This window comes from Archangium violaceum, assembly GCF_016887565.1.
Lineage (GTDB): Bacteria > Myxococcota > Myxococcia > Myxococcales > Myxococcaceae > Archangium > Archangium violaceum_B.
On the sequence record NZ_CP069396.1, the window covers coordinates 8,898,664 to 8,922,977 of the forward strand.

Annotated in this window: 15 protein-coding genes; 2 read left to right on the plus strand and 13 right to left on the minus strand. The window is 67.8% G+C overall.

Features of this window, described 5'->3' with window-relative positions; translation table 11 throughout:
* Positions 1–100: 100 nt before the first annotated feature.
* The gene (locus JRI60_RS35405; protein WP_239469886.1) at positions 101–2,671 is read right to left on the minus strand and encodes a carbohydrate binding domain-containing protein; all 2,571 of its coding nucleotides are present in this window, start codon (positions 2,669–2,671) and stop codon (positions 101–103) included.
* A gap of 383 nt (positions 2,672–3,054) precedes the next feature.
* Between JRI60_RS35405 and JRI60_RS35410 the strand changes: the two genes are divergently transcribed.
* On the plus strand, positions 3,055–5,334 hold the full coding sequence (locus JRI60_RS35410) for a S8 family peptidase (protein WP_204220343.1): 2,280 nt from the start codon (positions 3,055–3,057) through the stop codon (positions 5,332–5,334).
* A gap of 74 nt (positions 5,335–5,408) precedes the next feature.
* On the opposite strand, the gene JRI60_RS35415 is transcribed toward JRI60_RS35410, so the two are convergent.
* Positions 5,409–6,689, minus strand: coding sequence for a serine hydrolase domain-containing protein (locus tag JRI60_RS35415; protein WP_239469887.1), 1,281 nt, complete (start codon positions 6,687–6,689; stop codon positions 5,409–5,411).
* 150 nt (positions 6,690–6,839) lie between these two features.
* Here JRI60_RS35415 and JRI60_RS35420 point away from each other — a divergent pair, with 150 nt between their 5' ends.
* Entirely contained in the window at positions 6,840–7,352 is a 513-nt protein-coding gene (locus JRI60_RS35420; RefSeq protein WP_204220345.1) for a winged helix-turn-helix transcriptional regulator, read from the plus strand.
* 3 nt (positions 7,353–7,355) lie between these two features.
* Here the strand turns inward: JRI60_RS35420 and JRI60_RS35425 are convergent, their stop codons facing one another.
* The 11 genes from JRI60_RS35425 to JRI60_RS35475 form a co-directional block, all read right to left on the minus strand.
* Positions 7,356–7,895, minus strand: a complete 540-nt coding sequence (locus tag JRI60_RS35425; RefSeq protein ID WP_204220346.1) for a DUF4377 domain-containing protein — start codon at positions 7,893–7,895, stop codon at positions 7,356–7,358.
* A gap of 148 nt (positions 7,896–8,043) precedes the next feature.
* A complete protein-coding gene (locus JRI60_RS35430; protein WP_204220347.1) occupies positions 8,044–9,300 on the minus strand; it encodes a dipeptidase in 1,257 nt (418 codons plus the stop codon).
* Between the two features lie 14 nt (positions 9,301–9,314).
* Positions 9,315–10,283, minus strand: coding sequence for a D-2-hydroxyacid dehydrogenase (locus tag JRI60_RS35435; protein ID WP_204220348.1), 969 nt, complete (start codon positions 10,281–10,283; stop codon positions 9,315–9,317).
* A 66-nt stretch (positions 10,284–10,349) separates the two neighbouring features.
* Positions 10,350–11,354: a 3-oxoacyl-ACP synthase III family protein gene (locus JRI60_RS35440; RefSeq protein ID WP_204220349.1), complete on the minus strand. Its 1,005-nt coding sequence runs from the start codon at positions 11,352–11,354 to the stop codon at positions 10,350–10,352.
* Between the two features lie 67 nt (positions 11,355–11,421).
* The gene (locus tag JRI60_RS35445) at positions 11,422–13,686 is read right to left on the minus strand and encodes an ATP-binding protein (RefSeq protein WP_239469888.1); all 2,265 of its coding nucleotides are present in this window, start codon (positions 13,684–13,686) and stop codon (positions 11,422–11,424) included.
* An 18-nt stretch (positions 13,687–13,704) separates the two neighbouring features.
* Positions 13,705–16,500: a beta-propeller fold lactonase family protein gene (locus JRI60_RS35450; protein ID WP_204220350.1), complete on the minus strand. Its 2,796-nt coding sequence runs from the start codon at positions 16,498–16,500 to the stop codon at positions 13,705–13,707.
* A 248-nt stretch (positions 16,501–16,748) separates the two neighbouring features.
* Complete coding sequence (locus JRI60_RS35455; protein WP_204220351.1) at positions 16,749–17,324, minus strand: VOC family protein; 576 nt, start codon at positions 17,322–17,324, stop codon at positions 16,749–16,751.
* Positions 17,325–17,473: 149 nt separating this feature from the next.
* Positions 17,474–19,579 carry a catalase gene (locus JRI60_RS35460; protein ID WP_239469889.1) on the minus strand — a complete coding sequence of 702 codons (2,106 nt, stop codon included), beginning with the start codon at positions 19,577–19,579 and terminating at the stop codon, positions 17,474–17,476.
* A gap of 178 nt (positions 19,580–19,757) precedes the next feature.
* Positions 19,758–21,308 carry a prenyltransferase/squalene oxidase repeat-containing protein gene (locus JRI60_RS35465; protein ID WP_204220352.1) on the minus strand — a complete coding sequence of 517 codons (1,551 nt, stop codon included), beginning with the start codon at positions 21,306–21,308 and terminating at the stop codon, positions 19,758–19,760.
* 126 nt (positions 21,309–21,434) lie between these two features.
* Positions 21,435–23,255 (minus strand): methyl-accepting chemotaxis protein, encoded by a 1,821-nt coding sequence (locus JRI60_RS35470; protein WP_204220353.1) that lies wholly within the window; start codon positions 23,253–23,255, stop codon positions 21,435–21,437.
* 155 nt (positions 23,256–23,410) lie between these two features.
* Complete coding sequence (locus tag JRI60_RS35475; protein WP_204220354.1) at positions 23,411–24,313, minus strand: hypothetical protein; 903 nt, start codon at positions 24,311–24,313, stop codon at positions 23,411–23,413.
* Position 24,314: the final 1 nt, after the last annotated feature.

Consider the following 24,314-nt stretch of genomic DNA (forward strand, 5'->3'; position numbering starts at 1 on the left):
CAGACAACGCCAACCCAGACAGCGAAGACACATCACGACAACGGGGATCCCTTCCAGCCAACCTCACTGGAAGAGATCCCCGAGCACTTCTCCGGGACTGCTACTTCAGGTCGAGATAGTCGACCGAGAACACCCATCCGTTCGGGTGGGTCACGCCCACCAGGCAGAGCGTCCCCGTGCCACTCGTGGAGACCGCCGCGGTGAGGTTGGTCAGGCTCGGGCTGCTCCAGCCGCCGGTCGCCGTGCTCAGCGTGTACGTGCCGATGGTGGTGCCATTGAACTTCAGCTGCGCCTGGCCACCGGTGTACGGCGCGCCCACGTGAGCCGTCGCGGAGGTGATGCCGGACATGTTCACGTTGCTCCAGCAGATGGTGTCATTGCCCTCGAAGGCGACGACCTTGCCACCGCTGTCCCCGCCGGCCTCGGCGAAGCAGCCCGTCAGCGTGGCGCTCTCCGCCTCCAGACGCCGGGGCGTGACCGTGCCGACGCACTGGCCCGAGGTGTTGCACGTCGTCCCCGAGGCGCAGGTGCCACAGGTACCGCCGCAACCATCGCTGCCGCACACCTTGCCCGAGCACGCGGGCACACAGGAGCTGACGCACTGGCCCGAGGTGTTGCACGTCGTCCCCGAGGCGCAGGTGCCACAGGTACCGCCGCAACCATCGCTGCCGCACACCTTGCCCGAGCACGCGGGAGTGCAGGTGCTGGTGGACGCCACGCATTGGCCCCAGCTGGCGCAGGTCGTTCCGGTGCGGCACGCGCCGCAGGTGCCGCCGCAGCCATCGCTCCCACACAGCTTGCCCGTGCAGTCCGGCTGGCAGGCGTTGGCCGTGGTGCCGATGTACATGTCGTCCAGGTAGAGCTGCGCGCCCGTGTAGGCGGAGCCGCCCAGGGAGATCTCGAACTTGTAGGTGTCCGTGGCGGACGCGGTGAAGTTGGGACCGGTGCACGTGGTCCACGAGGTGCCCACATTGCAGCTGAAGGTGGCGATGGCCGTCCACGGATCATGCGCCTGGACGATCTTGATGGGCACCGTGCGCGCCGCGTTCGACTTCAGGTCCACCTTCCACTTGTACGAGGTACCGGCCTGCAGCTGGAAGCCCTCCTGCCGCACCTGCACGCTGTGCGTCGCCCAGCCGCCGTTGTCCACGCGCACCCACTGCACGAAGCCGCGCGTACCGCCCTCGTTGATGACCTCGGTGAGGCCCGCGCCACCGTCGAAGAACAGGTCGCTGCGGTGGTAGGTGAAGTCCTCGTTGAAGCCGCAGTTGCGGATGAGGTTGTCGGGCACGCCGTTGTTGTCGATGTCCTGGCACGCGGCCCGGGGAGCCTGCGCATAGCCCGAGTTGCGGTGGTACCAGCGGACGTAGTCCACCTCGAGCTTGGCCTTGTCACCATGGGCCGCCCAGTCGATGTTGACGCACGAGCCCGCCGTCTCCTGGCACTTGCCGCTCACGCACGCCGCGCCATTGGCGCACTGCGCGCTCGAGGTGCAGGCGCGGTCCTTCCACCCCAGACAGCCCAGCTCGCCACCCACGGCGTTGTTGAGGATGAGATACATCGGCTGACGGAACTCGGTCGCGCCGTCACCCGTGCTGAAGGTGCCCACGGGCTGCCCGCCGTTCTGCGGCATGTTGTCGATGTAGATCTTGAAACCGCTTTCATCCCAGAGAAAGCCCCACGTGTGCCACTGGTGATAGTCGATCGTCTTGCCGCCCCAGGTGGCCCGCGCGCCGCCCACGTCCCCGTCACACTTCGCGTCACCGTTGTTGGGCCAGGAGCTGCACGCGTTGGGCTCCCATCCACCGGAGTTGGCCGCCAGCTCGCCCGCCTCGGGGAACTCGCGCCACAGCACGTTGTAGCCCATGGCCTCGTTGGCCGGGTACAGGGCCCTGTTCTCCTTGATCTGCGTGTACTCCATGATGTCGATCTCGCCATTCATGGGCCAGCCCGCGCTGTCATCACGGCCACCGTTGGTGATGGCTCCGTTGGCGCCGAGCATCCAGATGGCGGGCCACATGCCGCTGGGCGGCGTGGCCCCGGCGGGCAGATCCGCGAAGGGCATGCGCGCGCGGAACTCGATGTAGCCGTAACGGTACTCGACCTTCTCGTCGCTCTTGATGCGGCCCGAGGAGTACTTCGTCCCGTTCACCGGCGCGTTGGCCGTGCCATTGAACGGCGCGCACTCCTCGTGATCGTAGACACCGTTGCGGTTCTGGTCGTACACGCAGTAGCCGGTGGCCGCGCACGTGCCGTTGGTGCCACATTGGCTGGAGGCGGTACATTGTTGCCAGACCACACAGTCCAACGGCTCCTGCCGCGCCAGCAGCGTCAGCTTGCCGTTCTCGACACAGTAGTTCCAGTTGTTGGGATTGTTGGGACACTCCCGGTTCGTATAGGCCTGCTGCTCGAAGTTGACGCCCAGGTTCTCCTTCGTCCAGTACTGGGTGTTGAGATAGGACTTGGGCTGGCCCTTGTTCAGGTCGCCGCCAAAGTCATCCTCCCACGTCAATCCAAACGTCTGGCCGCCGATGGTGAGCGTCCTGGAGCCGGTGGACTCCAGCGACGCCTCGTACCCAGACTCCACTGAGTCCATGGTCTCGTCGTTGGTCGCCACCGCGCATCCCACTCCCGCGACGACGCCCGCGACCAGGAAAGCGCTTTCAATCATGCGCTGCTTCCAGGACGAACTTCCGCTTCGTTTCATGTCCTTGCTCCTTTCCACATCCCTGGTAGAGACGAGAAGAAAAAGTAAATCCCGCAAAAATTGTCTTATACCAATATCCGACTTCGGGAAACGCGAAAAAGCTTGACGCAACGCGGCAGTCGCGCTCGTCGAGCAAAAAAGACGCATGGAGAGAGGAATACGGAGTCGTCCAGTGCACAGAGGAGGGGAAGCACGAGCACCGGGGACTCCCCGGAGCGGCCCGGGTCCATCCAGACCCTCGGCACCGGGATGTCAGATCCGTCTCCCACGATGCGTGCCCGGCGGAGCGCCCCCCATGCCGGGGGACTTCGTCGAGGACGTCACCCGTCGTCACTCGAGGACACTGGATGAAGTCACCGCGTTACTCCTCCCCTCTCACGGGCGCGCTGGTGGGCCTGGCCCTGTGGACCACGGCTCCCGCCGCCGACGCCGCTCCCCAGCAGCAGTTGCAGCCTCGCGCCGCCGCCGAGAAGCGCACCCAGAAGGAGCTGCCCGCGGGCACGCCCGTGGAGCGCCTGGTCGTGAAGTTCCACGAGGGCAGCCGCGTGCGCCTGCGCGACCGTGCCCTGCGGTCGATGGCCTCCGAGCGCTCCCTGGCCGAGCGCGCGCTGCTGTCCGGCCGCGGCCTGTCCGAGGCCCGCGTGGCCGACGACGTGAAGGCCGTACAAGCCTTGTTGGAGCGCGCCCCGCGCACCGCCGCCCCACGCCGCCTCTTCTCCGAGGACGAGTCCACCCTGGAGGCGCGCAAGGCCTCCGGTGAGGCACGGAGCGGCCACCAACTGGCGGACCTCAACCTCTACGTCGAGGTGCCCCTGCTGCCCGGCACCACCGCCGAGCGCGTGCGGGAGCTGGTCGACGCGCTCAACGCGCTGGACAGCGTGGAGGTGGCCTACGCCCAGCCTCCCGCCGAGCCGGCCATGGTGAACTTCGGCCTGGACGAGGCCGTGCGCGGAGTGCTGGCCGCCGCGGACATCTCGCCCACCACGCCTCTCTACGAGAGCCAGCAGGGCTACCTCAACGCCGCCCCCGCCGGCATCGACGCGCGCTTCGCCTGGACGATGGCTGGCGGCAAGGGCGCGGGCGTGCGCATCGTGGACATCGAGGGCGGCTGGCGCACCACCCATGAGGATCTGCCGCCCCTCTTCCACACGGGTGGCACGCAGATCAACGACGTGAGCTGGCGCAACCACGGCACCGCGGTGCTGGGGGAGATGGTGGCCGCGGCCAACGGCTACGGTGTGACGGGCATCTCGCACGAAGCGGTGGCGGGTATCGAGTCGCACAGCGGCGTGGGCGTGGCCACGGCCGTCAACCGCGCGGCGGCGGCGGTGGGCCGCGGCGGCATCGTGCTGATCGAAGCGCACAGCCCGGGCCCGGCGGATGCCACGCCGTGCACGTGCAACACCAGCCAGTGCAACTACATCGCCATGGAGTACTGGCAGGGCGAGTACGACGCCATCGCCACGGCCACCGCGAACGGTGTGGTGGTGGTGGAGGCGGCCGGCAACGGCAGCGCCAACCTGGATGACGCCGCCTATGGCGGGCGCTTCAACCGGGCGGTGCGCGACTCGGGCGCCATCATCGTGGGTGCCAGCCAGGGCAGCTCCCGCGCCCCCACGTGTTGGACGAACTTCGGCGGCCGCGTGGACGTCCACGGCTGGGGCCAGTCGGTGACGACACTGGGTTACGGCGACCTCTTCGGCTCCGCGTACGGCGAGGACCAGTACTACACGTCTGGCTTCAGCGGCACCTCCAGCGCTTCACCCATCGTCACGGGTGCGGCCGCCAGCATCCAGGGCGTGGCGATGGCCTCCGGCCGTGGCGCGCTGGACTCGCGCACCGTCCGCACGCTGCTGACCTCCACGGGTACGCCGCAGAGCTCCGACTCGCGCAACATCGGGCCCCTGCCCGACCTGCGCCGGGCCCTCGTGTCCGTCGCTCCGCCTGACCAGTACCTGGTGGGCGACTGGAACGGCGATGGGCGCTCGAACCTGGCCACACGGCGCGCCAGCAGTGTCCTCATGGACTTCAACTTCGACGGGACCGTGGATCTCAACCAGGGGTACGGAGATGGCGCGGGCGAGGACCAATACCTGGCGGGTGATTGGAACGGCGATGGGCGCTCGAACGTGGCCGTGAGGCGCGGCCACTGCGTCCACATGGACACCAACTTCGATGGGACCCCGGAGCTCACCCAGTGCTACGGCAATGGCGCGGGCGAGGACCAGTACCTCGTCGGTGACTGGGACGGCGACGGCCGGTCGAACCTCGCGGTGCGGCGCGGCAGCTGCGTCCACATGGACACCAACTTCGACGGAACCTCGGAACTCACCCAGTGCTACGGCAACGGGGCGGGCGAGGACCAGTACCTCGTCGGTGACTGGGATGGCGATGGCCGGTCGAACCTCGCGGTGCGGCGCGGCAGCTGCGTCTACATGGACACCAACTTCGATGGGACCTTGGACATCACCCAGTGCTACGGCAACGGCGGCGGTGAGAACGAGTACCTCGTCGGTGATTGGAATGGGGACCGGCGGTCGAACCTCGCGGTGCGGCGCGGCGGCTGCGTCCACATGGATTACAACTTCGACGGGACCTCGGAGCTCACCCAGTGCTTCAATCCCTGAGTGTTCCGGGCAGATAGCCATCCACGGCTATCCGCCCCGCCGCACGTCCACCCGGGCGTGCGGCACTCCCGGGTCTACGCTCCTCCGGTATGGAGCGCTTCGTAGGCCGAGCGCCAGAAGTCCACGAAAACCGGAGGAGCGGCCGGAGAATCCATCAGCCGCTGCGTCAGCAGGATGCCGATCAGCCCGGTCCGGGGATCCCAATAGCAGGACGTTCCGTACCCGCCATCCCAGCCGAAACCACGAGGCTCCCCGGGCTCATGCCGGTGGACGATGGAGAGCGCATAACCCCAGCCGCGCTTGTCCCAGAAGCCGGGGCTGAAAGGCGATACGGCCTTCTGTCCTGGAGTGATGTGGTCGGTGGTCATGAGCTCGACCGAGCGCTCGGAGAGGAGGCGTCTGCCCCCGTGCGCCCCCTTGTTCAGCATCATCCGGGCGAAGGCGAGGTAGTCGTCGGCCGTCGAGACCAGGCCGCCAGACGCGGACGGGAAGCCCGGCGGATGGCTGAACCGGCTGTCTCCACCGGCGGCGTCGAAGACCCCGAGCATTCCTGTCGCGGGATCGCGCACGTAGCAGGTGGGCAGCCGGTCGAGCTTCGCGGCCGGCACGCTGAAACCACTGTCCTTCATTCCCAGCGGCTCGAAGATGCGTTCCCTGAAGAAGTCCTCGAGCGGCTGACCAGAGGCTCGCGCGATCAGCACGCCGAGAACGGTGAGGCCGGTGTCGTACATCCAGGCCTCGCCCGGCTGCCGCATCAGCGGCAAGGAGCCCAGGGCACGGATCCAAGCATCCGGACTCGGCGCCTTCGGCAGCCAGGGGCCGACCGCGACGCCCCGTTCGGTCATGGCCTGGACGATCGGATACTCGCCCCGCGCCATGATCGCGCCCATGCCCATGCGCAGCGTCAGGAGATCGCTGACGAGAATCGGGCGGTTGGCGGGCACGGTGTCGTCTACCGGCCCGTCGAGGCGTGCGAGGACCCTGCGGTTGGAGAGCTCGGGCAGCAGACGGTCCACCGGCTCGTCGAGGCTGAGCTTTCCGTCTTCCACCAGGAGCATCGCCGCGACCCCCGCGACCGGCTTGGTCAGGGAGGCGATCCGGAACAGGGTGTCGCGCCGCATCGGTGACGCACCGCCAAAGGACTGCATTCCGATCACGTCCGCGTGTACCTCGCCCCCTCGGCTGAGCAGCGTCACGACACCCGGCAGGTCGCCGCGTTCGACATGGGCGGCCATGACCGCATGCATGCTGTCGAGCCCCTCCTTGGAAAACCCCGCGTTGGCCACCTCTTTCCTCACATCCGCCTGGTGGCAACCCCACGTAGCCGCCCCAATCGCCGCGGCACCCACGAGCACGCTCCGGCGGTCGACCTCCTCGTGAGCCGCGCCGTCCCCTCGACGTTGCATCGTCCGCTCCTCTCCTGCATGACTGGTTGCGAAGTACAACCAGTTGTACGGTAGAAGCACTGGTGCGAGAATGCAACCGGTTTTTCTTGGAGCAGAAGCATGAGCGCCGCACACCGGTCGGGTTGCCCGATCAACCTCTCACTCGAGATCTTCGGGGACCGTTGGAGCCTGATCATCCTGCGGGACATGATCTTCGGCGGCCGGCGGCACTTCCGAGAGCTGCTGACCCAGTCCGAGGAAGGCATCTCCTCCAACATCCTGGCCGATCGCCTGAAGATGCTGCTGGACGAGGGAATGATCACGAAGGCCGACGATCCCAGCCACAAGCAGAAGGCGGTCTACAGCCTGACGGAGAAATCCATCGCGCTCGTTCCCATCTTCGCGCATCTGGGCGCCTGGGGGCGCAGGTACCTGCCGGTGAGCGAGGAGCTCAGCATCCGCGCGCAGCTCCTGGAGGAAGGCGGCCCGGCCCTGTGGGAGCAGTTCATGGCCGAGCTGCGCGAGGAACATCTCGGGAAGCCAGCGAAACGAGCGGGCCCTTCCGTCGCCGAGCGGTTGCAGGCCGCCTACGAAGAAGTCCGCGCCCGGCAAGCAAAGAAGGCCCCCCGGTGAGGCTCAGTACAGGGCCAACGCCACCCAGCGGTCCGCCTGTGTCGGGTCATGTTGAAACGAGACCTCGAAGGACGTGGAGCCCGCGTTCCTGGCGAGGATCCGATCTCGCGTGGCCTCGTCCTTGAACCGGAGCGCCTGGTCGTTCACGACGAAGTAGCCCGTCGAGGAATCCCCGCGCAGGTCACCGGGCTCGAGCCGCAGGAGGAATTCCTGGTCAGCGTCCACCGGCTCGGTGCTCAGCAGCTCCGCGAGCACCCACCGCTCGCTCGAGCCGTCCTGAGGAGGATCCTGGACCGGCAGCTTCCGCACGCGAATCCGCTGACGGATACCGTCGCGGAAGGTGAAGCCCTCGATTCCCCCGAAGTGGCGCGCCGGGGGAATCTCCAGCTCACCCTGCACGAGCAGGCACAGGGTGCGCCCGACGCCCGTGCACGGTGCGCGGTAGTGCTCGATGACGACGACCTCGTCTCCGGAACAGGCGGCGAGGACTCCCAGGACGAGTGGAGCGGCGAAGCGAGCCAACGAGCATTTGAATACAGACATCATGAGGTCTCCTGAAGGATGAGCCCCGTGGCATCTGCATGAGCCGTGCCGCTACATCCCCTCCTGACGCGCGAACGTGTCGCCCCCCTCGGAAAACCAGGGAGAGACGGAGGCGACTCGCGAAAATCTGAAGGCGTTCCGCGGGCGCTCAACGGCTCGCGGCGTGGGCCTCCACCTGCTGCCACACGCGGAAGACGTTGCCCGAGGCGATCTTCTCGATGTCCGCCTCGCCATAGCCGCGCTCGAGGAGGACGCGGAAGAGGTTGGGATACTGGGACACGTCCTTGAGCCCGATGGGGAGCGTGGGGCCCACGCCATCGAAGTCGGAGCCGAGCCCCACGTGGTCGATGCCCACCAGCTTCACCACGTGATCGATGTGGTCGGCCACGTCCTCCACCCTGGCGAGGGGGAGCGGATGCTCGCGCAGATAGGACTCGGCGAACGCCTTCAGCTCGGGGCTGTCCTGCTTCAAGCCTCGCTCCGTGGCGAAGTCCATCATGGCCTTGCGGATCTGTCCCTCGTAGGCGTTGGCGGCCTGGGAGAGGAACCCGGAGCCGAAGTTGATCATCACCACCCCACCCTTCCCCGCCACGGCGCGAATGAGCTCATCGCTGATGTTGCGCTCGAAGCCGGGCGTGAAGTGACGACACGAGGAGTGCGAGGCGATGACGGGCACCTGACTCGACTCCACCGCCTGACGGATGGCGTCATCCGAGAGGTGCGAGACATCCACCATGATGCCCACCCGGTTCATCTCGGCGACCACCTGCTTGCCGAAGGGGCTGAGACCGTTCCAGGTGCGCTTGCCCCTGTTGAAGGAGGCATCGCTGAGCTGGTTGTCCTTGGAGTGCGTGAGGGTGATGTAGCGCACGCCGCGCCGCTGGAAGTGCGCCACGTTCTCCAGCTTGTCCTCGATGGCGGCACCGTTCTCGATGCCCAGCGCGAAGGAGACCTTGCCCTCCTGGGAGTTGCGCCGGGCCTCCTCGACCGAGCGGGCCATGGCGAACTTCTCGGGAGACCCGCGGGCGAGCTTCTCCACCAGGTCGATCAGCGAATCCGCGAGGGACTTGGCGCCACCCTTCTCCTGGTACTCGGCGGGGATGTAGATGGACATGAAGGCCACGTCGAGGCCCCCCTCCACGGCGCGGGGGTAGTCGAAGTCGCCCTCGGCGGTGCGCTGCGCGACATCCTCGGTGGGCGCCCCATCGGGCCCCAGCTTCTCCCTGAGGCGGTAGGGCACGTCGATATGACCATCGGCGATGATGAAGCGTCTGGCGAGCTCGCGGCCGCGCTCGGCGGGGTCCGTGGGCGAGGGGCTCACCGGGGTCTCCTGGCGGTTCGTGCCGTGGGTGCAGGCCGAGCTCGCGAGCAGGACGAGGCTGAGAAACGCAGTGGAGGGTCTCATGGCCACTCGCTTACTCAGTAACCCGCTTCCTTGTCGACGAGGTTCATCAACGGCTCGCCCTTCTCGAACCGGTCGAGGTTGCGCAGGAAGAGCGCCACGGCTTCCTCCCTCCACCCAGGCGTTTGATCGGCACAATGCGGTGAGAGCAGGACGTTCTCCAGCCGCCAGAAGGCATGGCCCGCCGGCAGCGGCTCGGTCTCGAAGACGTCCAGCGCGGCACCTCGCAGCCGCCCCTCTTCCAGGGCCTTCACCAGCGCCTGTTCGTCCACGGTGCTGCCGCGACCGATGTTGATCAGCACGGACTCGGGCTTCATGGCCCGCAGCTCCGCGTCACCCATCAGCCGGTGTGTTCCGGACGTATGGGGCATGGCCAGGAGCAGGTAGTCCGAGGCGGCGATCATCTCCAGCCTCCGCTCGAGGGGAAACAGCTCGTCCACCAACGGATCCCCCTCGCTGAGCGACGGCCGGCGCCGACAGGCCAGGATGCGCATTCCAAAGGGCCTGGCGCGTTCCGCGACCGCGCGGCCGATGTCTCCGTACCCGAGGATGCCCAGGGTCCGTCCACGGAGCTCCACGGGCATGAACTGTTCCCAACGTGCCTCGGACTGCTGGCGCACCAGGCGGCGCAGCTCCTTGGCGAAGAACAACATCGCGGCCAGGGCGAACTCTCCGAGCGAGCCGCTGAAGACCCCCTTCGCGTTGGTGAGGGGAAGTGGACCGCGGATGAGCTCCTCGAAGAGGAGATTCTCCACCCCCGCGGAGAGGGCGTGAATCCAGCGAAGGGCCCTGGCCCGTGGCAGCAGCTTGCGCAGCAGCTCCTTCTTCTGGGCACCCATCAAGAGCACCTGGGCTCGTTCGATGGCCGGGCCCAACTGCTCCTCGGAGAGGCCAACGGTGAGGTGGATTCTCGGAGCCAGCCGCTCGAGGTGTTTCAGGTATGGCGACGCGGGATCCGCCAGGACCAGCAGGTGCTCGACGTTCATGCGGCCGCCGAGCATACCAATCCCGGACGAGCGGATTGTGAAGGGCGGAGGAGTCGAGGCCGGGCGCTACTCCGCGCGACAGCGCTCGAGCAGTGCGCCCGCCCAGGTGAGGCCACTGCCCACCACCGCGAGCGCCACCGCGTTCCCCAACTGGGGGTTGTCCCAGTGCTCCGAGAGCACGGTGGGGGCACCCGAGGCGCCACAGTTGCCGCGCCGGTCCACGTTGTAGAAGTGGCGCGCGTCGGAGACCTCGGTACGCCGCTGCACCGCCTCCAGCATGCGCAGGTTGGCCTGATGGCCGATGAGGCTCAGGCCCTCCGGAGTGCGCTCCGGGGAAGCCGCGAGGTAGTGCGCGCGCAGCGCGAGGTAGGTCTCGCTGGCGCGCTTGATGGCGAAGGTCTGCACCGCGGAGCCCTGCTGGGTGAAGTGCCCGGCACGCGGCACCCTCACCTTGTCCGCGCCCGAGGGACTCCCACCCAGCAGCGTCTGGGTGATGCGCCAGGGGCCGGGGACGCGCGGGCTGAGCAGCGCGGCGCTGGTACCATCGCCCCACAGCACGCAGCTGGAGCGGTCCGAGTAGTCGACCACGCGGGTGGAGTTCTCCGGGTTCACCACGAGGATGAAGTCCGGAAGCATCTCCGGCCGCATCCCGGCGAGGAAGTGCAGCTGGGCGCAAAAGGAGGAGCAGGCCGCGTTGAGGTCCAGCGACGGAGCCTCGATGCCCAGCGCCTCCGCGATGCGGCAGGCCTCCGCCGGGATGCACTCGTCGGGAGAGCAGCCGCCGGCCACCACCATCCCCACGTCCTTCACGTCCCGCCCCGCGCGCTGGAGCGCCATCAGCGCCGCGCGTCTACCCGTTTCCGCGTTGGAGTACTGCGCTGCCTCCAATGCCGCGCGCACGTCACGATTGTGTGTCGAGCGGATGTAGTCGAGCGGAAGCACCGTGTGCCGGGTGCGGATGCCCACCCGTTCGAGGATCCACGTGTCGTTCGTCTCCAGGCCAATCTCCTGGAGGAACGCATTGGTGATGAGGGTCTCCGGATGGAAGTGGCCGAGCGCATGGAGGAACATGGGAGCATTCTACCTTCTCCATGTCATCACTCTGACACGGCCACGTGGATTTCCCGGGATTGACTTCCTATGCGCTGGCTTGAGCCGCCTGTTTCCCGGGGACGGTGGGCAGCTCCAACATGAACGTGGCCCCCTGCCCCGGTCCCTCGCTGTAAGCGCGCAGTGTGCCCCCCAGCTCCTGGGCCGCCAGGGCACTGGAGTGCAGGCCGAAGCCATTCCCCTCCTCGCGGGTGGTGAAGCCATGTTGGAAGATGCGCGTGAGCATCTCCGGCGCGATGCCCACGCCGTTGTCCCGCACCTCGATGCGGACGTGTTTGGCGTCGAGCTGCTCCAGCCTCACGCCCAGACGCCGCTGCCCCTCGGGCACCACATCCATGGCGTACTTGGCGTTGCTGATGAGGTTGACGAGGATCATCAGCACCTTGTGCCTCTCGGTGGTGATGACGGGCACGTCCGCCAGGTTCCGCTCCACGGTGACATGGTGGCGCCCGAGCGCGGCCTGGTTGATGCGCAGCGCGTCCTCCACCAGCTCCGCCAGCTGGACCGGCTCGTACATCTGCTGGGGCGTCCGGGCGTAGCGCTGCTGCAGCTTGACGATGGCGCCAATGTGCTCGGTGTGCTTGCCGACGTCGTCGAGCAACTGCTGGAGCGTCTGGCGCTCCTCCACCAGGTGCCTGCCCAGCTGGCACAGGTAGGGCACCGCATTGCGCCCGCGCTCGTCCTGGGTCAGGAAGGTCGCGAGCTCGTCCCGGTGCGCCTCGAACAAGGTCCCCAGCCGTTCCACGCCCTCGAGCTTCAACCCGGCCAGCCGCTCCCTGGCCAGCAGCGCCGAGGTGTGGACGCTGTTGAGCACGTTGCCGACGTTGTGCAGGACGTTGGTGGCGACCTCGGCCCTGCCCACCTGCCGCGCGGTCTCCACCAGCTGCCGGTGCACATCCTGGAGCTCCCGGGTGCGCTCCGCCACCCGCTTCTCCAGGCCTTCGTTGGCCTGCCGCAGGGCCTCCTCCCGATGCTGGACCTCCTGGGCCATCAGCTGGAAGGCGTTGGCCAGCCGCCCCAGCTCGTCATCCCGCGAGGACGCCAGCGTCACCTTGAAATCACCGGCCGCCACCTGATCCGTGGCCTGGGTGAAGGCCAGCAGCGGCTGCGTGATCTGCTGCTTCAGCACCCAGTACATGATGCCGAGCTCCATCAGCAGCGACACCAGGCCGAACATCAGGACATAGCGCGCCACGGCGAAGGCCTGCGCGGACACTACATGCTCGGGCCGGACCGTGACGAGGTTCCACCCCGGGCCCTTCAGCCGCACCACGGCGATGTACTCGCCGTACTCCGAGAGCTCCAACACGTTCTGGCCGCTCGGGCGGGCCCGCACCCGCTCGAAGATGCCGCGCAGGTGGGCCAGCTGCTCGACCGTGCCTCCCTGCTCGAAGACCTCCTCCGGCTTCCGGGCGTCGTTCTGGATGTTGTACGGCTCCACCCCGCTCTTCACCCTCAGGTCGGGATGGGCGATGAGCTGACCGTCATCGCGGAAGAGGATGTTGTAGGTCCCGGGAGGGTGATCGCCAATGGTCCGGCGCATCAGCTCATCCAGGAGCATGTCATGGGAGATCGTCGCGACGTGGCGGCCGTCCACGTCCAGCGGGGTCGAGACCGTGACCATCCAGGTCTTGCTGGGCGTGTCCTCGAAGATGCCCGTCCAGACCGACTCCCGCCGGGGATTCTTCTCGGGCAGGCCGAGGGTGAAGTACTCGAGCTCCAGGAGCGAGAAGTCGGCCGCGACATCCTGGAACCAGGTGGCCCCCTCCGGCCAGTACCCCACCAGCACGCCCTCCGGCAGCATGACGCCGGTGTTGGTGAAGCGGACGTGGTAGGCGGGCCCATACTGCGCGACCACCTCGTACGCGGCCAGGAGCCGGCGGCGGAAGTCGGTATCGGCCGTCACGCCCCTGGGAACGAAGACCCCCGGCATCTTCGTGCCATCGAAGATCCGGGGGTCGTTGCGGATCGTCCCATCCGGCAGCCGCGCGAACAGGCTGTCGAAGAGGGGAGCCGGGTCCTGTTGACTCCAGGCCCGCAGCCGCTCCGTCAGGGCCTTCTTGATGATGGTGTGATTGTCCTGCGCCAGGATGAAACGGACCTGCTCCCTCTGGCTGCGCTCCGAGAGATACCCCTCCATCTGCGCGAGAGCCTCGGTGCGGAAGGAGCGGAAGATGTGGAGATAGCTGAAAACGGTGGCCAGGGTGATGATCACCGCGATGCGCACGCCCATCTTGATGAGCGTGGAGCGAGCCAGCGAGCCCTGGGCCTTTGGGAAGGGAGCGTGCCGCATGACCATGGAAGCGCGTGCTCAGGGGGTGCTGTGGGGATCCGCGGGACTGCTCCCCGCCACGCGTTCGTCCCCATCCAGGAACCCGTCGAGGTCGCGATCGATTCCGATGCGCCGGCCCGAGCCCGGGGGAGTGCAGGTATAGGTCAGCGCGCCTCCGCCCGAGACGACCGACGCACGGAGCGCCACGTCGGTGGTGGAGGGGTGCGCCTGCCGGTCGCTCGCGAACTGCCCATTGCCCAGGTAGAGGAAGCCCACCTCCTTCCCGGCGATCCGGCCCTTGGCCACCAGATCGCACTCGCCAGCGTTCGCGCGAGAGAGCAGGAGGTTGATGCGCGGACCCACCACGGTCGAACTGGTGGCCGTGAGTGTCACCTGCTGGCCGACGATGGGCGCCAGGTTGCTGTCGAAGGCCAGCATGAAGAGCTCCATGTTGCGCTTGGCCGCGGTGCCCTCGGGCGTGACCGGGATGCCGGGCGTGTTGAAGATGGGGTGGAAGTCGAAGCCGCTGTTGAAGAGGAACAGCGTGGGGATGGCTCCGTCACTGTTGAAGCCGATGCCGCGGACCTGATCCCCAAGGAAGGGATCCGCCTCGACCGAGCCGAAGCCGAAGCCCGCGCCGAACATGCCGACCTTCTGGTACATGTTGCGCAGGTGGGGAACCTTGGGGAACAGCGGCTCCGCGTCGAAGGACGAGCGGCCATCCGTCCCGAAGAAGCCGGCGAAGAGGCCCTTCTCGGGGTTGGCATGGGGATCCAACCGATGGCAGGACTCGCACGGGCCCTGGAAGAAGCTCGTGGTGTTCACGAAGAAGTCCTTGCCCGCCTGCTGCGCCGGAGTGAGTGAGTTGTCGAGGTTCCGGATCGGGTTCGGCGGGTACATCACCTGGAGGATGAAGTCCGAGAACTTCTGCATCTCCCCGGGGGTGAGCTGCGCGTTGCGCCCGAGCAGATCCATGAAGGCCGGGTTGAACTGCTTGAAGGCCGCGACCTCGTCGTACGCCCCACTGTCCGGCTGCGCGGTCGGCGCCTCGTTGGCGGCCGTCCGGTCTCCACGCCAGTGCATCGGGCCGTGGTTCGCCATGCCGCGCAGGCTCTGGGTCGACAGCGGACCCTTCAACGGGTGGAAGCGCGTGTCCTGACCGAAGGTGGGATCCGTGCCGAACTCGGGCAGCACCGGGACGACGGGGTTCAGGTTCGCCTTGACCGCGGCGTCCGGGTTGCCCAGGTCCCACGTCAGGCTGTCGAAGTCACCGAAGATGTGGCAGCTCGCGCAGGACGAGTCGCCGTGGCTCGAGCTCTTCCGCGCGTCGTAGAGGAACGGGCGCCCCGCCACCACGCTGGCCGGCTCGGGGTTGTACATCGGCAGGTGTCCGATCTCCTGGCGCGTGGTGGTGTCGACGACGGAGATCGCGTTGTCGAAGCGCGTCAGCACGTACATGCGCCCGCACGACTCGTCCAGCACCATCCCCGTCGGGCCACCGCCGCTCAGGAGGATCTGGTTCGCCGTGCTCGGCACGAAGGTATCGGCCTCGAGCGCGGCGGTCGGGTAGACGCCGATCTTCGAGGAGCCGAACGCGGCCACGTACAGGGTGGAACCGTTGGAGCTCACCGCCATGCCCATCGGCTGCGCGAGGCTCTTCTCGTTCTCCGGGTTGGGGATCGGCGCGCAGCAGACGTTGTAGTTGATGTGCTTGTTGAGGTGCCGAGGGGCGACACCCGCGGAGCTCAGCACGCTGATGCGGCTCTCGTGCAGGTGCCCGCGCAGGGAGCTGCCGGCGAAGAGGCCCGGCCCCTCGAAGCGCAGGTCGTTCCGGGCCTCGGTGTTGCTGACGTACACCTTCCCGCTGACCGGGTTGACGGCCATGTTGAACAGGATGGTGCCGACGCCCGAGTAGAAGCCGGCCGGGCCCGAGAGCTGCGCCGGCGGGTTGGCGGTGGCATCGATGACGAACACGTCCTTGTCCGGCAGGGAGAAGCGCACCTTGTCCGTCCACGGGCGGTTGAGCACGTCCACCCAGTCCTGGCCGTTGAACTTGACGATGACGGAGACCTCGGTGCCCGGCACGCCCTCGAAGTTGGTGTTCGGTCCGGGGACGCCGCCCACCGCCTCGCCCCCATTGGGCACGAGGGACTCGTGGATGACGGTGGTGCGATTGCCCGAGTGGAACGCGGCCGCGTAGACGCGCGAGCCGTCGGGCGTCACCGCGAGCGCGCGGGGGGTATCACTGAAGAGGCTGACGATCGTCAGGGGGGCGCCACCGAGCGAGGTGCCCAGGACGTTGGCATCGAAGACCCAGACGTCGGCCCGGCCGATGCCCGGCGTGGTGAGCTGCGGATCGAAGGGAGCGTTCTGTCCACGGTGGGCGGCGGTGATGAAGGCGCGGCTCTTCCCGGGCCCGGCGAAGACGATGTCACGCGGCTCGTCGCCCACGAGCAGGGTCCGCACCACGGCGCCTCCCGTCCCCAGGGCGTTGAGTCGCACGACGCTCACGCTGTCGGACAGGTGATTGACGACCCAGACCTCCTCGTCGCTCCGCGCCGCGACCGCGACGGGCTCGAGCCCCACGGGCACCGAGGCGCGGTGGGTGAGGTTTCCGGCTTGGATCTGGAAGATCTCCAGGCGGTTGTCCGGGGTGTTGACGGCGTAGAGGAACCTGCCACTGGGCGAGAGCGCGAGAGGACGGACCTGCCCGCTCTCGAAGAGGGTGAACGCCTCCGCGGACGCCTCGCGGCCCGCCGCCAGGCCCGCGAGCAGCACCGCGGTGAGGACGGCTCTCCAACTGTTCCGGCCAGACGCCGGGCTCCTGGTTCTCATGAGCTCTCCACGCGAGATCGAACGTCGTGCTCGCGGCTTCCAAGAAAACAACTATACGAGAATCTTGTATCTACACGGTACGCGATGTAAATACTGGGGACTTCTCAACGAAGGAAGCCCATCCCCGAGGAGACGGCCCGGAGTCAAGGTCCGGCACGTCTCCGCGGGGATGGGCTCACCGAGGGTCCATCAGGATGTCCAGGTACGCCGCCTCGTTGACGACGGCGTCCCGCGCGTTCGACCGGAGGCTACCCGTTCTGCGGCGGTCCGCTCATCGCGGCCGCGGCGCGGCGCGCCATCTCCTTCGGAGTGATGTCCTCCTTGTGGGTCGCGAGCTGCCACTGATGGCCGAAGGGATCGATGACGGTCCCGTAACGGTCGCCCCAGAACATGTCGGAGACGGGCATCGAGACCTTCGCACCCGCGGCCACCGCCTGGTTGAACAGCGCATCCACGTCCCGCGTGTAGATCATCAGGCTCGACGAGGTGCCGCCCACGGACTCGGGCGACTTGGCCCCCATGTTGGGGAACTCGTCTCCGAGCATCACGATGGAATCGCCGATCTTGATCTCCGCGTGCAGGACCTTGCCGTCCGGTCCATTCATCCGGCTCAGATCCTTCGCGCCGAACGCCTTCTTGTAGAACTCGATCGCCTGCGCCGCGCCGCGCACCACGAGGCTCGGCGTGATCACATGGTAGCCCTTGGGAATCGGCTGCACCTTCGCGCGGCGCTTCACCGGCGCCTTGCTGGCCACCTTCTTCGCCACCTTCTTGGCCACCGTCCGAATCCGCTCCGCTGCCTTGCTGGTCTTCTTCGTCGCCATGGTTCACCCCTCGAGGAGTTCGGGCCACAGCATGAGACCAATCCGGTCTCCCTTCAACATGAACCGCTCGGGTCCTGCGAGGGGGAACAGCCCCCTCCCCCGGAGACAGCCGGTCCGGGGGAGGAGGAATCACGCGGGACGGCGATGGCTCAGGCCGGGACGCCGTCCTTGTCGGCGCGCTCCCAGTGCCGGTGCTTCGCGATGGCCGCGACGAACGTGGAGATGAAGGCGCCACCGTCCGCGCCCGCCTCGGTCGCGACGACGCCGGGAGCATTCACGGCGATCCCCGCGGCCCGGAGCAGCTCGAGCCCCTCCTTCGTCGCCCCGAGCGCCTTGCAGTGCCGGTAGGCCTCCTGGACGAAGTGCAGCGCATCCCCATCCTTCTTCAGTGCCGCCACGCTCGCGGCGCCACCGGGGATGAAGACGGCGTCGTACTCGATGGACGCCGTCGTCGGGGCGCTCTTGTCGACCTCCACGGGCTGTCCCCCCGCCCCCTTCACCGTGCCGAGGCGCTTCGCGATGACCTTGACCTTCGCGCCCATCTTCTCGATCGCCGCCCGCACGCTCGCGAGCTCGGCGGCATCGACCCCGTCCGCGACGAGCGCCGCGATGCGCCGCGTCTGGATGGACTCCTTCTTCAGGTTCTCGATGCTGAGGGCCGGAGACTTCTCCAGCTTCCCCTTCGGGGTGACGGACGCCCTGGGCACCGGCAGGCCGAGCCCCTCGGCCACCCGCGTCACCAGCTCCCCGTCGATGTTCGCGAGGATCCGCTCGACGACGCGCTGGCGGATCTCCTTCCTCTCCACCTTGCCGAGCTCGAAGAGGAGGGCCTCGATGAGGTGCTCCTGCTCGGGCTTGGAGAGGCTGCGGAAGAACAGCGTGGCCTGGCTGAAGTGATCGCCGAAGGACTCGCTCCGCACGCGCGCCTTCTGTCCGCCGAGCTTCTCCGGGTGGTGCACGAACCCGCTCTTGTTGCCCACGGAGAGCATCGGGCAGCCCCCTCCGAGCGAGTTCGGGTGGTAGTTGGCGCGGCCGGCGTTGATCGTCTGCCGGTGGAAGCCGTCCTGCTGGTGGTTGTGCACCGGCGCGAGCGGACGGTTGATGGGGATCTCCGCGAAGTTCGGCCCGCCGAGGCGCGTGAGCTGCGTGTCCAGGTACGAGAAGAGCCGCGCCTGCATGAGCGGGTCATCGGTGAAGTCGATGCCCGGCACGATGTTGGCGACGCAGAAGGCGACCTGCTCCGTCTCCGCGAAGAAGTTCGTCGGGTTGCGGTTGAGCGTGAGCTTGCCGATGCGGCGCACCGGCACCAGCTCCTCCGGGACGATCTTCGTCGGATCCAACAGCTCGATCCCGAGCTTGTCCACGTCCGACTCCTCGATGATCTGCACCCCGAGCTCGTACTCGGGGAAGTCGCCCTGCTCGATGGCCTCCCAGAGGTCGCGCCGGTGGTAGTCGGGGTCCTTTCCGGCGAGCTTCTGGGACTCGTCCCAGACGAGCGAGGCCACACCCAGCAGCGGCTTCCAGTGGAACTTGACGAAGCGCGACACGCCCTGGGCGTTCACCAGCCGGAAGGTGTGGACGCCGAAGCCCTCCATCATGCGGAAGCTGCGAGGCAGCGCACGATCGGACATGGCCCACATGACCATGTGCGCCGTCTCGGGCACGAGCGAGACGAAGTCCCAGAAGGAGTCGTGCGCGGAGGCGGCCTGGGGCATCTCGTGGTGCGGCTCGGGCTTCACCGCGTGGATCACATCCGGGAACTTGATGCCGTCCTGGATGAAGAAGACCGGGATGTTGTTGCCCACCAGGTCGAAGTTGCCCTCCTCCGTGTAGAACTTCACGGCGAAGCCACGTACGTCACGCACCGTGTCCGCCGACCCGCGCGAGCCGGCCACCGTGGAGAAGCGCACGAAGACGGGCGTCTTCACCGAGGGGTCCTGGAGGAAGCGCGCCTTCGAGTACTCGGCCATCGACTCGTAGACCTGGAAGTAGCCGTGCGCGGCCGAGCCTCGCGCATGGACGACCCGCTCGGGAATGCGCTCATGATCGAAGCGCATCATCTTCTCGCGGAAGTGGAAGTCCTCGAGCAACGTGGGGCCCCGTGCCCCCACCCGCAGGGAGTCATCGGTGTTCTCGATGCCGATGCCCTGGTCCGTCGTCATCTGGCGGCCCGTCGGGTCCGCTCGATTCCTCTCGAGTGCTTCCACCTTGCTGTTCTCATTGATGCTCACCGACTCCTGATCGTTCTTGGCCAACGCACCACCTCCCGTGAGCCGCTCCACATATTCACGGCGGGTGTGTTGGCGAGGGATCGACTGGACCGGGATCGACCCTTCGTGAGCAATGGAGAACGGAGCGGCCCGCGATGAGCCGCCCACCCATTCCTTTTGGTCCACTAGGAGAAACAGACGCCACCCGGCAACGCCGGGCTCGTCAGGAGATGTGAGAACCGGAGGCCGCGAGGTGCTCTCTCTCCAACTCCAGAGCGAGCCGGGCGGTGAGCACGAAGAAGCGATCCACCCGGGTGGGGCCGTACAGCTCCTTGCCGATCCAGTACATCTCGGCCTCCGGCGGCGTACCCGCCTGGGCCGCCATCCACAGCGCCGCGTTGCGCAGCGAGCCGCGCACCGCCTCGCCCATGGGACCCTCGGCCCGCCGCAGCCCCTGCAGCGCATGAACGGCGTAGGCCGTCTCCGACGACGTCGAGGCCACGCCCGCGCCCCAGCCCCCGTCCTCGCGCTGCAGGGCGATCAGCGACTGCGCGCTGGAACGGAACGCCTCCTGCGCACCCGCGCGCTCCAGGGCGATCATCACCTGCGACGTGGCGTACAGCCAGGAGCTGTGCCACTTGTCACCCTCCCACACGCCGTTGGCGCCCCGCTTCTCCAGCAGGAAGCGGACGGACTGCGTCGCGTCCCTGCCGAGCACCGCGAGCGCCAGGGCGCCATGGGCGGTCGTCGTCAGCGAGGGCTGCAGCTCGTGCGCGTAGGTGATGAACAGCCCATCGCGCTGGAAGCGCTCCAGGGTGCGGCCATCCACCTCCCGGCCCGAGCCCGCCAGCAGGGCGATGGTGGTCGACGTGATGTCGCCATCGAAGATGAAGGCATCGCTCATGCCCAGGCCTTCCGGCCGCATCGCCTGCCGCAGGTCATCCAGATGAGGGCGGACGGCGTCCTCGAGCGCGGGGTGGGACAGCAGCCCCGTGGTGGACAGGGCGAGCAGGGCCCAGGGCTGCTCGAAGCGGTAGATGGGCCAGACCGTCGGGAGGACCCCCGGGATGCCCGTCCCGGTCGCCTCCGCGGCCGCGCGCAGGTACTCCTCCGCGCCCCGGGTCTCCTCCGAACCACCCGGAAAGGCCGCCAGACGCTTGCGCAACCAGAGTGCGGTCGCCGCCGGGCTGTTGCCGACGCTCTTCGCGGCGTCGAGCACGTCCAGATCCGGCTGGACACCCCAGGACTCCCAGGCATGGACGGGCGCGGTGCCCGCGCGGGGCTTCATCCGGGCGATCAGCCCACGCCGCCGCTCGCCCAGCGCCCTCAGGGCCCGGAAGGGCTGCTGCGGCAGCTCGAGCCCGAGCGCCGCGGCCTCGTCCAGAAGCTGGGGCAGGATGAGCTCGACGGCGACGGGGATGTCATCCGGCAGGGAGCCCTCGAAGGCCCACTCCCGCGCGCTCTCGCGGAAGAACTGGAGACCCCGATCCACCGCGACGCGGCTCTCCGGCGAATCACTGGCGCCCAGCAGCGCCAGCACGGCGGCGAGCGTCGGGACATGCCGGGCCACGGGCCTCAGCTCGGGCCCCCAACCCCCATCCTCGTGCTGCTGTCCCAGGAGCCACTCGACGACGGGGCGACTGTCCTCGGGAGGGGAGGAAAGCAACACACGCGCCGTGTCGTAGACCGCGGGTGTGAGGATTCCACCCTGCTGACCCAGAGCGGCGATTTCCGCTCGCAGCGCTTCGATGAGCCTTTCGGCACGCAATGACATGTGGGGGGGCCTCGGGGGAGGGTTGTGCTCGGATTTTAACACAACCCCAGAAGTCGTCGGAGGGGCGGGGTCCCGAGGCCGTCCGCCCGCCCAGCGGGGCCCGCCCATGTGGGACGAGCCCCGCCCTCAGGAGGCGAGCTTGTTCCCGGAGCGCGACTGGGACTCCGACCAGCCGTAGCTTCCCAGGAAGCTGGCCACCTGCTCCGACACATTGCGGACGAGGTCCACCGAGCCCATGGAGGTGTTCAGCTGGGACATCGTCTGGTCCATCATCGTCGACAGGTCGTTCACGGCCTGGAAGATCTGGGTGATGCCCGTGCTCTGCTGACCCACCGCCGTGGTGATCTGCCGGACGGCCTGCGCGTTGTCCCGGACGATGCTCGTGAGCTGCTGGAGCGTCTCGCCGAACTCGCGGATCTGCCCGAGGCTGGACTCCACCTTCTCCGAGCCCGCCTCCGTCATGGCCGCGGTGCTGCTGATGGCCTCGCTGATGTCCTCCAGGATGTCGCGCACGTTGGTGGTGGCCTTGATGGACTGATCCGCCAGCGAGCGGATCTCCCGCGCCACCACGCCGAACCCCTTGCCGTGCTCGCCCGAGCGGACGGACTCGATGGCGGCGTTGATCGCGAGCATGTTCGAGCGGTCCGCCAGCTGCTTCACGCTCTCGGTGATCTTCCCGATCTGCCTGGCGCGCTCGTCGAGCGCCCGGATGCGCGAGGCCATCTCGCGCACCTGCGCCTGGATCTCCTTGAGACCCTCCAGGGAGCGCGCGACGGCGGCCTCACCCTCCTGGCTGATCTCATTGGCGCGATCGGTCTGCTTGAGCACGATCTCGGCCTTCTGGGTGGCCATGGCCGAGGTCTCCTTGATCTCCTGGGCGGTGACCTGCGTCTCCTGGAGCGCGGAGGCCTGGAGGGTGAGCACCTCGGTCTGCTTGGTGGTGGAGAGCCCGAGCTGATCGGCGCTGCGCTTGAGCGAGCCGGCGGAGTCACGCAGCGAGAAGGAGAAGTCGCGCAGCTTGCTGAACGCCCGGGCGGTGGCGGAGGCCAGCTCGCCGAGCTCGTCGGTGGAGCACCACTCCGGCAGCCTGGGAGCACCGGCGGCCAGGGCCTCCATGGAGACCTGGACGCTGCGCGTGCCTTCCGACAGTTGCCTGGCGAGGCTGACGGCCGAGATGGCGGCCGCCACGAGCAGGTAGCCGTTGAGCAGCACGAGCGGGATGATGGAGCCCTTGAACAGCTCGGCCACGGCGGCCCGGAGGATCTGCGACACCTGGCCCTGGGGCGCGGCGTCCACCTGGAGCAGGGCCTGCGTGTACAGACCGTAGGCCTCGCGGCCCACCACGGTGAAGCTCATCAACAGCGCGCAGACGATGAACAGCCCCAGCGCGAAGGGCAGGTACCACTGGTAGCGGGGCCACAGGAACCCCGAGCCGTTGAGGACGGCCACCGGGTTGCGCTGGAACTCCTGGATGGCCAGCGGGCGCAGGAGCCGCTCGAACGACACCCGCGTGTGGATGCCACTGAGGGCGCCCAGCAGCACCACGGTGACGATGGCCCAGGGGATGAGCAACGGGTTCTTGCCGTAATGGATCACCGGGGCGATGGTGTAGATGGCCACGCCCAGGGTGGTCAGCCCGATGAGGCCGAGCTCGCAGCTCTGCGGCAGCTCGAGGATGCGCTTCAGGCGCGCCCCGTCCAGCTCGCCCGGTTGCCGCGTCAGCGCCTGGAACACCATGCGCCGCATGAGCAGGAACGGGCCCACCACGCTGACCAGGATCAGCAGGGGCAACACCAGGGGCAACGTCCCGAGGATCTCCTCGCTCGAGAAGCCGGTGATCACCATGATCAGGTACACGGTCGGCGCGGTGTGCGCCGTCGCGGTACGCTGGAACGCCTTGTTGAGCTGAACGAAAACCTGCTGCGGTGACACGTCTGGAGGCTGCATCAGCCAGCTCCCCCTATTTGTCCTGATGGTCCTGACCGTCCCTGTCTAGCAGGCGTTTCATGATGCCGCGCGTCGAAAGCGTGCGCCCGGGGCGGTTTCATGTGGAATGTAGGCGGTCTGTCGACCCGTTCACGGAACCCCGCGTACCCAGGGGCTCAGGTCTTTTCGCGCTCCGAGTGAGGCGGTGGCGGGATGGAGGCGGGGTACCAGAAGTCCTCGCCCAGGCGCATCCCGAGCCCGAGGGTGGGACCCCGCATCCAGGCGTCCTTGTAGGCGATGGCGTTCTCCGCCCGGCCGGACTTGTCCGCGCGCCAGGTGGGCCGCAGGTGGGCATAGTCGTGGAGGATGCCGCGAAACCCGGCCTCGTCCAGGGTGTAACCGGGGCGTACCGTCCAGTAGCACTGCACCTGTCCCGCCAGCAGGGGCGGCAGGTGCGCGGGGCTGACCTCCGGCTTGGCGAAGCCCAGGTAGAGCGAGATGAGGGGGACGTCCTCGCCGTAGACGGCGCGGATCAGCTGCTCGCGGGTGCGAGCCCCCGTGCGGTGGGCGGCCTCCAGCAGCAGCTCCCAGATGGACTCATAGGAGGGGATGGCCCAGAACCAGAGGGTGTGCGAGCCGCTGCGCGCCGTGCGCTCCTCCAGCTTCGCCGCCGCCTCCTCGAGCTCCGGGATGGCCTGCCATCCCGCCAGACGCACCCGCCAGCCGTGCCGGTTGTACGCCGCGAGGCTCTCCTCTCCCATCAGGGACTCGACCACCCACCCCACCAGCTTGTGGCGGTAGCTGCCCACCTCGCTCCACTGGTTGGGAGTGATGGCGCCCGTGAAGAGGTGCTGGACGCCATGGCGGAACATCATCTCGAACTGCGAGATCATGCAGTCGAACGACCACCGCACGTACGTGTCGCTGTTCGTGTCGATGCCGGCCATCGCGGCGGCCCGGCGGGTGCCGCCCGGGGCGACCACCATCGACTTCGGAGCGACCGCGGCGATCTGCTCGGCGGGAGCGGCGAGGAACTCGGCCAGGGTGGGCGGAGAGACGTTGGACACGAGGGCGATCATC